The following is a 12,839-nucleotide window of genomic DNA, read 5'->3' as shown; positions in this document are numbered from 1 at the left end:
GCCTCGCCCAGCGCGCCGCCGAAGATGCGGAAGTCGTGCGCGTAGACGAAGACCGTCCGCCCGTCGACCGTGCCCCAGCCGGTGATGACACCGTCCGTGTAGGGCTTCTTCTCCTCCAGGCCGAAGCCGGTCGCCCGGTGCCGGCGCAGCAGCTCGACCTCGCTGAACGAACCGGGGTCCAGCAGCAGGTCTATCCGCTCACGGGCGGTCAGTTTGCCCTTCGCGTACTGCGCCTGGGTCGCCCGCTCGCTGGGGCCGCCCCACGCCTGCGCACGGACGGCGTGCAGCTCGGCCACGCGCCCTCGGGCATCGGCCGTCTCCACAACGGCCGGAGCTTCGTTGCTCACCATCGTCACGACAGGATCCTTCCTCGATGTGTGTTCACTGCCAGCTGCGCGGGGAGCGGTACCCCGACTCGGGCGGCTTCCAGGTGGCGGCTCCGGCCGACCGCCCGTCCCCTGCGTCGCCGTCGCCGTCGCCCCGCCCCGCGAGGAGCGAAAGCAGCACCACGGTCACCGCGGCCAGCTCCTCGGCTTCGGCGAGCCCGCGTTCGACGCGCACCAGCGTTCCCCCGTTCCGACCGTCCACAGTTCCTCCTTCGTCGTGCGCCTACGGTCGTCCCCGGCACTCAAGGCGGACTCGGAAACCCCTCGACAACCCGCCGAAAGGGAAATCCGCGGAAGCCGGACAATCACCCCGGCCTTTTCCGTGCAGCCCACCGGAACCGGAGATTTCGCACACGGTCCGTGCAATGTGTCCGGAGGCCCGGTGGAGTTCGGACAACGCGCGCTATTCAAGGGGTTATTCGCTGCAGGACGTCTGCCTATCGTGGCAGGGATTTCGTATCGCTCCTTCGACGGGGGCGTCCACGACTAGGGAGAGATATGTCGACATCAGCACGGCCTTGGAGGACCGCCCTCCTGTCCGCGGCGACCGCCGTGGCCACGGCCGCCCTCGCCGCCCCGCTGCTTGCCGTACCGGCCCAGGCCCAGGCCCGCACCCAGAGCACCGCCACCCTCGAGGTGCTCGCCTCCGGCCTGAACAACGTCCGTGACGTCACCGCCCTGTGGGACGGCCGGATCCTGGTCGCCGAGGCCGGCCAGGGCAACCCGGACTGCGCCACGGCCGAGACCTGGTGCGTCGGCAAGACCGGCTCCGTCTACCAGGTCAACGGCAGCCGCAAGGGCCGCGTCCTGACCGGCCTGCCCTCCATCGGCCAGGGCTCGGCGGCCACCGGCGGTGCCCAGCACGTGAACGGCCCCAGCAGCGTGGCGCCCGACCCGTGGGGCGGCTACCTGGTGCTCACCGGGCAGGGCGGCGACTCCAACTCCCGCGCCGCCCTCGGCCCGGAGGCCTCCAAGATCGGCACCCTGTTCCGGACCCGTGACGGCAAGGTCCTCGCCGACCTCACCGACCACGAGACCCGCCTCAACCCGGACGGCCTCGAGGTCCACTCCAACGCCTGGGACTTCGTCCGCACCGAGGACGGCTACCTGATCACCGACGCGGGGGCCAACACCCTGCTCCGCGCCGACTGCACCAAGGGCACCACCACCGCGTTCACGTTCCCCAAGAACGACACCGCGACCGGCGCCGCCGAGGCCGTCCCCACCGGCATCGTCCGCAACAACAGCACCGGCACGGTCTACGTCGCCGACATGAGCGGCACCCGCCCGGGCGCCGCCCGCATCTGGAAGATCGAGCCGGGCGGCAAGCCGGAGATCCTCGTCACCGGGCTGTCGAACCTCGTCGACATCGCCCTGGACAAGAACAACAACCTGTACGCGCTGTCCTTCACCGACGGCTTCCAGGCCGGCCCGCCGCTGCCCGGCCGCCTGTCCAAGATCGACCTGGCCACCAAGGCGGTCACCGAGATACCCACCGGCGGGCAGCTTCAGGGCCCGACCGGCCTGGACATCGGCCCCCAGGGCCAGATCTACGTGAGCCACAAGTCGGCGGGCGCCAACGGCGAGCTGGTCCGCGTCCGCCCGTAACCAGACCCCGGGCCGCCACCCGGCACATCCCCACACCCCCCACGCACCACACCCCCCACAGGCACACAACGGACGGCCCGGTCACCGCAAACCCACGATGACCGGGTCGTCCGCCGCCCCCCCAAGCCTCAGAGGGTGTCCCGCCGGGCCGGCCGGATCAGCCCCGCCGGGCCGCCGCCTCCCGCGCCGCCTCCACGAACGCCGCGAACAGCGGGACGGTGTCCTCGCCCAGCTCCCCGTGCGCCTGCAGGCCGACCAGGAACGGCGCCGACGGATCCGCCGCCTCCGCCCCTTCGATCACCCCGTCCTGCGACCAGGCCGTCGCCACCAGCCCGGCACCCAACTTGTCGATGCCCTGGTGATGGTGGCAGTGCACGGTGGCCGAGCGGCCCAGCGTCGCCCCCAGCCGGCTGCCCGGCTCGGTCCGGACGGTCCGCGGCTCGTACCGGCCCGGAACCTTCGGCGAATGCTCCGGCAGGTGCTGGTCCAGCGTCCCGCCCCGCGAGACCGAGATCAGCTGGAGCCCCCGGCAGATCCCCAGCACCGGAATGCCGCGCCGCTCCGCGACCGCCAGCGCCGCCAGCTCACTGGCGTCCCGCCCCGGGTGCGGTGCCCGCGTGAACTCCCCGGGCTGCTCCCCGTACAGGGCCGGATCCAGGTCCGCGCCGCCCGACATCAGCAGCGCGTCCACCCGCTCCATCACCGGGCCCACCGCGTCCACGGACGGCGGCAGCAACAGCGGCGCGCCACCCGCCCCTTCCACCTTCTCCAAGTAGGTCAGCGGCAACAGACACGCCGCCACCTCCCCCCAAATGTTCCAGTTCACCGCTGTCGAATCGGCGGTCAGTGCCACCAGTGGTCTCTTCATCGAAACCTCTTTTCTGTTCGGCGAGGTGTGAATTCGCGGCTGAACAGCTCCCCTGACCCGACATGGTGCACCGGCTACCTCGGAACGGCCCCGTTATTCCCCGGAAATACGCCTGCCCCAGCGTCCCTCCAGCGCCGCACGATCCCGCTGCGGGGATGATTCGAGCACCGGTACACCGCACCCGGCTGCAATATCCGGGAGTTGTGGAGCCCAGTCGGAGCGGATAAGGAGAGCACCTGATGCTCAAGGTAAGCAACACCCCGGCGGAGGCGTCCGGACGGGCCGAGCGGATCGCCACGCGGTCCCGCTCCGACTGGAAGAAGCCGCCGCGCCGCATCGAGAAGTCCGAGTGCATCACCTGCGACACCTGCCTGCGCAGCTGCCCCGCCGAGTTCGGGGCCATCTTCGACCGCGGGATCGACGTCGTGATCATCCCCGAACTGTGCTCCGGCTGCCCCGTCTGCGTCCTCGAATGCCCCGTCGACTGCATCTACGTCGACGAGGACTGGACCCCGACCGACGAGGCCATGTGGAACCACATCGAGCTGACCGCCGGAGGCACCGCGTGAGCGCGCTCCCCGAGCGTCCCGGCACCTCCCGCCGGGCCCTCAACGCCAAGAAGCGGCAGAGCCGCCGCCCCAGCCGCCTCGGCCTGCCCGCCGGCGCGACCGCCAAACCCGACTTCGTACGCGAGGAGGACGCCGGCTTCCCCGGCCTGCTCCAGCAGGTCTGGCAGGACGCCGCCGCGGCCCCCGACCTGGCCACCGCCGTCGGCATCCTCGCCTCCCTCGGCGGCCACGTCCCCGCCGACGTGCAACTGCGCGCCCTGCGCAGCGCCGACGAGACCGCCCTGAAGGTGCTCACCGGCATCACCTGGCGCGATGACGACCCGTACACCCACCTCGGCGAGGACGCCCTCGACGCCGAGAACCCGGTCTTCCTCGGCGAGATCGGCCTCACCACCAGCGGCCGCATCGTCATCCGGGTGCCCGGCCAGGGCCCGCTGTCCGCCGGCGCCAAGCTCGTCGGCGGAGTCCTGCGCGCGCCCTGGTCCGCCCAGGCCCTCGCCGACTACCGCAGCGAGGTCGTCCGCGCCGCCGAACGCTTCGAGCAGTCCGTCGCCGACTGCCGCGCCTGGCTCGACACCCTCGGCGCGCAGGGCCGCGACGAGGCCCTGGAAGCCCTGAAGGAGGCCGCCCAGCGCACCGCCCCCTTCATGCTCTACCAGGAGGACAAGCAGTACACGAACTTCCGCGACGGCAACACCGTCACCGGCAAGACCCTGTGGCCCGGGCACCCCGACTGCTTCCTCAGCGCGCTGACCGGCCTGCCGCTCGACCTGTGGCCCGACAACGACGCCGTCATGGTCACCTGCCTCACCCTGCTCATCCGCTCCGCCGGCTACGCCCGCATCGAAGAGGCCAACGGCACCCAGCTGACCCTCGACCACGTCGCCCACCAGCTGGAGCAGAACCGCCGCCACTACAACGCCGTACCCGGCGGCGACACCGTCGACAAGCCCGCCGAGGCGACCGTCGCCGGACTCGACGCCCTGGCCCGCGCCCTGCACGAGCGCCGCAAGACGGTCACCGCCAACGCCCAGCTCTACCGGGAGATCCACGGCGCTCTCGTCCACAAGATCGAACGGGTCGCCGAGCCCTACGGGGACGCCGCCCGCCTCCGCGAGGAAGCCGTCGTCACCTGGCTCCGCGAACGCCTGCCCGTCACCGGCGACACCCTCGCCGAACTCGGCGAATCCCTCGCCGCCGCCCCCGACTGGCTCGCCCGGCCGCACGGCGCCTACGGCACCGGCCTCGAATCCCTCGTGTACGAGACCGTCGCCGCGACCACGGACGCCTTCGAGTGCGACTTCTCCATGAGCCGGGGCATCCGCTCGCTGCCCCGCCTAGTCCAGGCCCTCCGCGAGGAGAACTGGGCGGAGATCACCGAGTGGGGCATCACCGAGTTCTTCTGCTGCGTGGTCCCCAACCCCAAGGCCCGCCACCTCTTCGGCGGCTCCAGCGCCCGCCTCGCCGACACGGCCTGGGCGATGTCCTCGCGCATGCAGTACAACTCCTGGCACTTCATCGCCGGCAACCTCCCCCGCACCAAGGAGGTGGAGGCCCGCGACCACTTCGTGCCCCCCACCATCCCCGACATCGCCTTCTACTCGGACCAGCACCACCACGGGCACGTCAACAACATGGTCCGCTTCACGGTCCGCAGCCCGCACGCCGTGGACGTCCTGGACCGCCGCTTCAACGGGTTCATGGACCTGCGCCTGCTCCGCAGCCAGGGCCGGCCCTTCGACACCCAGGACATGCTCGCCGCCCACCGCACCTCGGGGTTCATCGCCCGCGCCTCCAGCCTCGCCGCCGGCCTGGCCGCCGACGGGGCCGACGCCGAGATCACCTCGTTCGACTCCCAGTGGCACTGGGACACCGTGATGGCGGCCGCACCCGCAGAGGAGTCCACCCCCGGCCAGGTGGCCTGAGCCCACCCCCGACCCGACCGACCGGACCGACCGGACCGACCTAGGAGACCCCGTGAACCCCATCGGCGTCGGCGACACCAAGGAGATCCTCCGCCGGGGAGACGTCTCCGTCCTCGAACACGTCCAGTCGGTGCTCAGCACCATCCACAAGCACGACGGCGAACTGAGCGCCTACGTCTCGGTCTCCGGCGAAGAGGCCCTCCAGGCCGCCGAAGCAGCCGACGCCCGCATCCGCGAGCTCGGCCCGGCGGCCTGGCAGGACCGCCCTCTCCTGGGAGTCACCGTCTCGGTCAAGGACCTCATCCAGACCACCGGCCTGCCCACCACCCGCGGCTCGCTCCTGCCCAACGGCCGCCCCCAGACCGACGCCCCCGCCGTCGCCCGGCTCCGCGCCGCCGGAGCCATCGTCGTCGGCAAGACCACCACCTCCGAATACGGCTGGAGCGCCAGCACCGTCTGCCGCGTCTCCGCACCCACCCGCAACCCCCGCAACCCGGCCCTGACCGCCGGCGGCTCCAGCGGCGGCGCCGCCGCCGCCGTCGCCGCCGGCATGTGCGCCGGCGCCCTCGGCACCGACGGCGCCGGCTCCATCCGCATCCCCTCCGCGTTCTGCGGCACCGTCGGCTACAAGCCCTCCTTCGGCCGCGTCCCCTACGTCCCCTCCGGCGCCGAACGCCTCGCCCACCTCGGGCCCATAGCCAACAACGTGCCCGACGTCATCGAACTCGCCGCTGTCCTCGCCGGACCCGACCGCCTCGACCCCGACAGCGGCCTCGGCACCCTCGACGCCCCCCGCGACCGCCGCTCCCTGCGCATCGGCTGGATCGAATACCCGGGCACCACCGACGAGATCCGCCGCATCACCGAACAGGCCTGGCCCGTCCTCACCGCCGACGGACACCACATCGAACGCGTCGACGTCCGCTGCGGCGGCCTCTACCCCGCCCTCGTCGACATCATCGCCGCCACCGAAGCCGCCGGCACCAACCCGGAGGACGAGGAGTGGATCGATCAGGGCCGCCTCGAGATCGTCCGCTACGGACGCACCCTCAGCGGCCCCGCCGTCATGCGCGCCGAAGGAGTCCGCCACGAACTCCGCTCCACCCTCCGCTCGGTCATGGACCGCTTCGACCTCCTCGTGATGGCGACCGTCCCCATCGAACCGTTCGCCGCGGACGCCATCGGCCCCGCCTGGGCAGCCGACCCTCGAGATCTACTGTGGCTCGACTGGGCCCCAGCTTCCTACCCCTTCAATATGACCGGCCAGCCGGCAGTGTCCCTGCCCGCCGGGCTCACCGCAGCCGGACTCCCCGTGGGTCTCCAGCTGGTGGGGCCCGTCGGCGCCGACGACCTCGTCCTCTCCACCGCCCTGCGGATCGAGGCCGAACTCGGACACCTGCCCCCGATACCGGATCGCGTCACCGAAGGAGTGCTGTAGCCCATGTATGCACGGTCATGGTCTCGCCCGTACGGGGAAGGCGGCGTCGGCCGCTCGTCGTTCGTCGCCGAATTCGGCCTCTGGACCGACGAACAGAGCGCAGCCGCAGAACAGATCGAGGCCGGCCTGGACGAGATCGACCTCGTCCGCGTCGCCTTCTGCGACCCGCACGGCCTCGCCCGCTCCAAGACCCTGACCGTCGACGCCTTCCGCTCCGTCCTGCGCAACGGCATGGACTTCAGCCCCGGCCCGTTCCTCTTCGACACCGGCCACGCCGTCGCCGTCGACTTCCAGGCCGGCGACCCCGGCATCGGCATCAGCGAAATCACCGGCGCCGGAAACTTCGTCCTCGTCCCCGACCCCCTCACCTTCCAGGTCCTGCCCGGCAACGGCCCGCGCACCGCCTGGATCCTCGGCGACGAACACCTCCGCGACGGCACCCCCCACCCGCTGTCCGCCCGCCACGTCCTGAAGAAGACCGCCGCCCGCTACACGGCACGCGGCCTCACCCCCGTCGTCGGCCTGGAAGCCGAGTGGTACCTCACCCGCCGCCTCGACGGACCCCCCGGAAACAGCGGCAACGGATTCGGCCTGCAGGGTGACGCCCCCCGCGTGGAAGCCGTCAACTCCGGCTACCAGTTCAACGGCGACACCGCCTACGCCTCCGTCGCCGCCGTCACCGACCCGCTCGCCATGGACCTCGTCGCCCTCGGCCTGCCGCTGCGCTCCATGGAACACGAATCCGGCCCCGGCCAGGTCGAAACCACCTTCAGCCCCATGCTGGCCCTCGACACCGCCGACGCCATGCTGCTGTTCCGCACCGTGGTCAAGCAGACCTGCGCCCGACGCGGCTACCACGCCTCTTTCATGTCGCTGCCCCGCGTCGACAGCTTCGACCCCAGCGGCTGGCACCTCAACCAGTCCATCGTCGACAACAGCACCGGCCGCAACCTGTTCGCCGCCGACAGCATCTCCGGCGGCATCTCCACCGAGGGCAAGGCGTACGCCGAAGGCCTCATGGACCGCGCCCGCGCCTACTGCCTGCTGTCCGTCCCCACCATCAACGGGTACCGCCGCCTCGGCGCCGAACACTCCCTCTCCCCGACCCGCATCGGTTGGAGCTTCGAAGACCGCGGCGCCATGATCCGCGTCGTCGGCGGCGGCAGCTCCACCCACATCGAGAACCGCGTCGGCGAACCCAGCGCCAACCCGTACCTCAACATCGCCGCCCAGCTCCACGCCGGCCTCGAAGGCCTCACCGGCTTCCCCGGCACCACCGAACCCGTCACCATCGGCACCCCCGCCCACGACGGCCCGTACGAAACCCTGCCGCAGTCCCTCCCCGAGGCCCTCGAGGCGTTCCGCGCCGGCCCGGCCGCCGAACTCCTCGGCGCGCCCCTCGCCGCCTGCCTGATCAAACTCAAGGAGAGCGAGGCCGCCCGCTACGAAGCCTGGGCGGCCGACGCCCGGCCCACCGGCACCGCCACCACCGAATGGGAACAGCGCGAGTACTTCGAGCACTTCTGACCGACCCACGGCCGCATCCCCACCCACCGACCGTACCCACGGACAGAAGGACACGAGGACCGCAATGATCCCCCGCTACACGCTGCCCGAAATGGCCGCCCTCTGGTCTGACCAGGCCCGCTACGAAACCTGGGTCCGCGTCGAAATCCTCGCCTCCGAGGCCCAGGCCCAGCTCGGCCTCGTCCCCCAGGACGCCGTCGACGACATGCGCCGCGCCCCCGTCCCCGACGCCGCCCGCGTCGCCGAGATCGAGAAGGAACGCGACCACGAGGTCCTGTCCTTCCTCGCCGCCTACTGCGAAGGCATCCCCGACGAGTCCGCCCGCTGGGTCCACCTCGGCATGACCAGCTACGACCTCGTCGACACTTCCCTCGGCCACACCCTGGCCCGCGCCACCGACCTGCTCACCGCAGCCGCCCGCCGGCTCCGCCGCGTCCTCGCCGACCGCGCCGCCGAACACTGGGACACCCCCATCATCGGCCGCACCCACGGCGTCCACGCCGAACCCACCACCTTCGGCCACAAGCTCGCCGGCTTCGCCTTCGCCGTCGACCGCTCCCTGAAGCGGCTCGGGGCCGCCCGCGAAGCCGTCGCCGTCGGCACCGTCTCCGGATCCGTCGGCACGTACGCCCTCATCGACCCGTACGTCGAACGCCACGTGTGCGACACCCTCGGCCTGGGCGTCGAACCCTCGCCCAGCCAGGTCGTCGCCCGCGACCGGCACGCCCAGCTCCTCCAGGCCGTCGCCGCCCTCGGCGCCTGCATCGAACACCTCGCCCTCGAACTCCGGCTGCTGCAACGCACCGAGGTCCGCGAGGTCGAAGAGCGCCGCAGCAGCGCCTACCAGGGCTCCAGCGCCATGCCCCACAAGCGCAACCCCACCACCAGCGAACGCCTCAACGGCCTCGCCCGGCTGCTCCGCGGCTACGCCAACACCGCCCTGGAGAACGTCGCCCTCTGGCACGAACGCGACCTCGCCCACCAGTCCGTCGAGCGCGTCATCCTCCCCGACAGCCTCACCGTCGGACACTTCCAGGCCACCCGCGCAGCCGACCTCGTCGAAACCCTCACCGTCTTCCCCGACCGGATGAGCGCCCACATCGACCAGACCGACGGCCTCGTCTACAGCTCCGCCGTCCTCGCCGAACTCCTCCGCGACGGCACCGAACGCGAAAAGGCCTACCGTGCCGTCCAGGCAGCGGCCAACAGCACCATCGCCTCCGGCGAGCACTTCGGCAGCACCCTCGCCAAGGAGGGCATCGACCTCGGCACGCTCAAGCCGGAACGCTTCCTCCGCCATCATGACGTCATCCGCACCCGATTGGAGCAGCTGCGTGAACTGGAAGATTGAGCGCGTCGAAGGCGCCGGCCTCGACCTCGAAGAGGTCCTCGACGTCTACCGCACCTCCGGCCTCGGCGAGCGCCGGCCCATCGACGACACCGCGCGGTTCCGCGAGATGCTCGACAACGCCAACCTCGTCCTGGTCGCCCGCGACAACGACACCGGCAAGCTGATCGGCATCGCCCGCAGCATCTCCGACTTCAGCTACGTCACCTACCTCTCGGACATCGCCGTCGACGGCACCTACCAGCGCTCGGGCATCGGCCGCGCCCTGATCGACGCCACCCAGAAGGAAACCCCCGGCGTCAAGATCGTCCTGCTGTCCGCGCCGTCGGCCACCGAGTACTACCCGCACATCGGCTTCACCCAGCACGGATCCGCCTGGGTCCTCAACCCGTAGCAACCCGCTCGTGCTGGGCTCGCGAACGAACAGAAAGCCCTTCAGTTCGCCGGTACCGGTCTGTAGTTTTTCCGGCGAGCCCAGCACGAGCCTCCATTGAAGAATCCCAATGGGATGCGTGAGTCGCGGGGGAGACATGACTCGGATTTCCACAGGGGCAGTACTGGAGCCCCACATACCGGCGCCGCCGCTCACCCCGGCGGAGCCCCACCCGGCCGAAGCACCCAACGGCCCCGGGCCCCGCCCGGCCGGCCCCCACGGCCACCACCGGATCCTCGTCGTGGACGGCACCCCCGACGGCGCCGAACCCCTCATGGAACGGCTCCGCCGGCACGGCCACGACACCGTCTGCGTGCAGCGCGGCAGCACCGCCCTGCACGCCCACCAGGACGCCGACCTGATCCTCCTCGACCTCGACCTCCCCGACCTCGACGGCCTCGAAGTCTGCCGGGTCATCCGCTCCACGAGCCGCATCCCCGTCATCATCGTCACCAGCCGCGGCACCGAACTCGACTGCGTCCTCGGCCTCCAGGCCGGCGCCGACGACTACATCGTCAAACCGTACGGATTCCGCGAACTCATGGCCCGCATGGAAGCCGTCATGCGCCGTTCCACCCGGGAACCCGCCGACCCCGCCCGCGAAATACAGCACGGCCCGCTGCGGATCGACCGGAACTCCCGCCAGGTCACCCTCGCCGGACACGACGTCAAACTGACCCGCAAGGAATTCGACCTGCTCCTGCTGCTCGCCTCCCACCCCGAGACCGTCATCCCGCGCAAACGCCTGCTCCAAGAGGTCTGGGGCGACTCCTGGTCCCGCCGCACCGTCGACACCCACGTCAGCAGCCTGCGCGGAAAACTCGGCGACAGCGGCTGGATCGTCACCGTCCGCGGAGTCGGCTTCAAACTCGGCCAGGTCTGAACGGCCACACCGGTCACACTTCACCCGGCCCGTCCGTCATACCTGTGACAGACGCCCACACCGCCCACCCCGTGCGGAACAGGCGTCCGGCAGGCTCTGAAGGAGGACGGCCGTGCAGACACCCATCCCCGGTCCGGCGGTGAAGGCTCCCGGCTCCATGAAGGCCCTCGCAGCGCTCTCCGCCTCCGCCGCCCTGGTCGGCGTGGCACCCGCCACCCAGTTCCTCGTCCACCTGCGCGCCAGCCAGATCATCGGCTGCGGCACCTGCGCCCGCATGCACGGGCGCGCCCTCAAGCGCAAGGGGGAGAGCGACGCCCGGCTCGCCGCCGTCGCCGACTGGCGACAGGCGCCCGCCGACCGGTTCACCGACACCGAACGCGCCGCCTTCGCCCTCACCGAGGCCGTCACCCGCGCCGGCGACACCCCCGACCGGGTCCCCGACGAGGTCTGGGCCGAAGCCGCCCGCCACTACGGCGAACGCGCCCTCGCCGCCCTCTTCGCCACCATCACCACCAGCGACGCCTGGCACCGCATCCACCCGACCACGACGACGGCACGGCCCGGCACCCGCACCGCCGCCGCATCCGGCACCGCAAACGCAGGAAAGGGCCCCGCCGGGCCCACGGCTCCCCGGCCCCGGTCCGAACCGGAACCCGCCGCAGCACCCCGCTGGACCCACCCGGGCCGCCGTCAGCCCCACCCCACCCCGCCCGGCACCGCCACTCCGGCCAACTGGACCCGGAACGCGCCCCGCTGCTGCAGCCGGTGCGAACCGTAGGACCGCTGCGCCGCTACGCCGCGTACAGGTCGAAGGTCGACCCGCGCTTCGGCCCGGCCGTCACATCCAGCGCCGGGTCGACGGCGAGCATCGCCTGGTGCAGCCGCTGCAGCTGCGGCGACGGCTCCACCCCCAGCTCATCGATCAGCCGCGTCCGCAGCCGCCGGTAGATGTCCAAAGCCGTGGCCTGCCGGCCCGACCGGTAGAGCGCCACCATCGCCTGGGCGTGCAGGCTCTCGTGCTGCGGATGACGCGCGATCAGCTCGGTCAGCTCGGGAATCAGCTCGGCGTGCCGGGCCAGCCGCAGATCGGCATCCACCCGCCGCCCGATCGTGCCCAGACGGCTCTCCTCCAGCCTGGTCGCCTCGATCTCCAGAATGGGCCCGACCCGTACGTCGACCAGCGCCGGCCCCTGCCACAACCCGAGCGCCTGCCGCAGCAACGCGGCGGCCTGCTCGTCCGCACCGCCGTCGAAGGCGGCCTGACCGCGGGCGACCAGATCCTCGTACTCGTGGACGTCCACGCTCTGCGGCGGGATCTGCAGCAGATAGCCGCCGTGCCGCGTGGCCAGGACCTCCTTGGCCGCGCCCGGCGCCCCCGGCCCCATGGCGGTGCCCAGCCGCCGCCGCAACTGCAGGATGTACGTCTGCAAGGTGGTCAGTGCACTCTGCGGCAACTCGGTGCCCCAGATCTCCTCCATGAGCATGGGCACGGGCATGACCCGGCCCGGGTACAGCGCCAGCAGCGCCAGAATCTGCCGGGGCTTGCCGGCCGTCGGAACGATCGAGCCGCCATTGACCTCGGCACTCAACGGACCCAGAACCTGAATCTTCATGGTCTCCTCCGAACGGTCACGGCGGATCGCCGTACGGCCCGATCTGTCAGCCCACGCGTGCGAGTCGGTCGGCTCCGGCGTCGGCGGGCTCGACGGGGTGCTCGGGACCGGCCATGAGGATCGACCTCTGCAGGCCACGGAGGGCGGCGGAGGGTTCGAGTCCGAGTTCGCGGACGAGGGTGGCGCGTAGGCGTTGGTAGACGTCGAGGGCTTCGCCGCGGCGTCCGGAGCGGTGCAGGGC

The 12,839-nt window shown here is 71.5% G+C and carries 14 protein-coding genes; 9 read left to right on the top strand and 5 right to left on the bottom strand.

What is annotated here, in order from left to right:
• On the bottom strand, window positions 1-350 hold a 350-nt coding region (locus tag AB0447_RS35840; protein ID WP_366481156.1), incomplete at its 3' end, for a carboxyl transferase domain-containing protein.
• 31 nt (window positions 351-381) lie between these two features.
• Window positions 382-588 carry an acyl-CoA carboxylase subunit epsilon gene (locus AB0447_RS35835; RefSeq protein ID WP_366481155.1) on the bottom strand — a complete coding sequence of 69 codons (207 nt, stop codon included), beginning with the start codon at window positions 586-588 and terminating at the stop codon, window positions 382-384.
• Between the two features lie 296 nt (window positions 589-884).
• Here AB0447_RS35835 and AB0447_RS35830 point away from each other — a divergent pair, with 296 nt between their 5' ends.
• Window positions 885-1,994 (top strand): ScyD/ScyE family protein, encoded by a 1,110-nt coding sequence (locus AB0447_RS35830; protein WP_366481154.1) that lies wholly within the window; start codon window positions 885-887, stop codon window positions 1,992-1,994.
• 157 nt (window positions 1,995-2,151) lie between these two features.
• On the opposite strand, the gene AB0447_RS35825 is transcribed toward AB0447_RS35830, so the two are convergent.
• The gene (locus AB0447_RS35825) at window positions 2,152-2,862 is read right to left on the bottom strand and encodes a gamma-glutamyl-gamma-aminobutyrate hydrolase family protein (RefSeq protein WP_366481153.1); all 711 of its coding nucleotides are present in this window, start codon (window positions 2,860-2,862) and stop codon (window positions 2,152-2,154) included.
• Window positions 2,863-3,101: 239 nt separating this feature from the next.
• Between AB0447_RS35825 and AB0447_RS35820 the strand changes: the two genes are divergently transcribed.
• The 8 genes from AB0447_RS35820 to AB0447_RS35785 all read left to right on the top strand — a co-directional run bounded on the left by AB0447_RS35820 (window position 3,102) and on the right by AB0447_RS35785 (window position 11,763).
• Window positions 3,102-3,431, top strand: coding sequence for a 4Fe-4S dicluster-binding protein (locus AB0447_RS35820; RefSeq protein WP_366481152.1), 330 nt, complete (start codon window positions 3,102-3,104; stop codon window positions 3,429-3,431).
• Window positions 3,428-5,356, top strand: a complete 1,929-nt coding sequence (locus AB0447_RS35815; RefSeq protein ID WP_366481151.1) for a hypothetical protein — start codon at window positions 3,428-3,430, stop codon at window positions 5,354-5,356. Before AB0447_RS35820 ends, AB0447_RS35815 begins: the two co-directional genes overlap by 4 nt.
• 52 nt (window positions 5,357-5,408) lie before the next feature.
• Window positions 5,409-6,794: an amidase family protein gene (locus AB0447_RS35810; RefSeq protein ID WP_366481149.1), complete on the top strand. Its 1,386-nt coding sequence runs from the start codon at window positions 5,409-5,411 to the stop codon at window positions 6,792-6,794.
• Window positions 6,795-6,797: 3 nt separating this feature from the next.
• Window positions 6,798-8,321, top strand: a complete 1,524-nt coding sequence (locus AB0447_RS35805) for a glutamine synthetase family protein (RefSeq protein ID WP_366481148.1) — start codon at window positions 6,798-6,800, stop codon at window positions 8,319-8,321.
• A 64-nt stretch (window positions 8,322-8,385) separates the two neighbouring features.
• A complete protein-coding gene (gene purB / locus AB0447_RS35800) occupies window positions 8,386-9,672 on the top strand; it encodes an adenylosuccinate lyase (RefSeq protein WP_366481147.1) in 1,287 nt (428 codons plus the stop codon).
• A complete protein-coding gene (locus AB0447_RS35795) occupies window positions 9,656-10,063 on the top strand; it encodes a GNAT family N-acetyltransferase (RefSeq protein WP_366481145.1) in 408 nt (135 codons plus the stop codon). The genes purB and AB0447_RS35795 overlap by 17 nt, the downstream gene beginning before the upstream one ends.
• A gap of 136 nt (window positions 10,064-10,199) precedes the next feature.
• On the top strand, window positions 10,200-10,985 hold the full coding sequence (locus AB0447_RS35790; RefSeq protein WP_366481144.1) for a response regulator transcription factor: 786 nt from the start codon (window positions 10,200-10,202) through the stop codon (window positions 10,983-10,985).
• A gap of 112 nt (window positions 10,986-11,097) precedes the next feature.
• Window positions 11,098-11,763, top strand: coding sequence for a carboxymuconolactone decarboxylase family protein (locus AB0447_RS35785; RefSeq protein ID WP_366481143.1), 666 nt, complete (start codon window positions 11,098-11,100; stop codon window positions 11,761-11,763).
• 13 nt (window positions 11,764-11,776) lie between these two features.
• Here AB0447_RS35785 and AB0447_RS35780 read toward each other — a convergent pair whose 3' ends face one another.
• Both AB0447_RS35780 and AB0447_RS35775 read right to left on the bottom strand, forming a co-directional pair.
• A complete protein-coding gene (locus tag AB0447_RS35780) occupies window positions 11,777-12,598 on the bottom strand; it encodes an AfsR/SARP family transcriptional regulator (RefSeq protein ID WP_366481142.1) in 822 nt (273 codons plus the stop codon).
• A 46-nt stretch (window positions 12,599-12,644) separates the two neighbouring features.
• A partial coding sequence (locus AB0447_RS35775) for a BTAD domain-containing putative transcriptional regulator (protein ID WP_366481141.1) occupies window positions 12,645-12,839 on the bottom strand: 195 nt, incomplete at its 5' end.

Origin of the sequence: Streptomyces sp. NPDC051211, from assembly GCF_040689505.1 — a bacterium.
Classification (GTDB): Bacteria; Actinomycetota; Actinomycetes; order Streptomycetales; family Streptomycetaceae; genus Streptomyces.
This window is presented reverse-complemented; position numbering and strand designations above follow the sequence as displayed.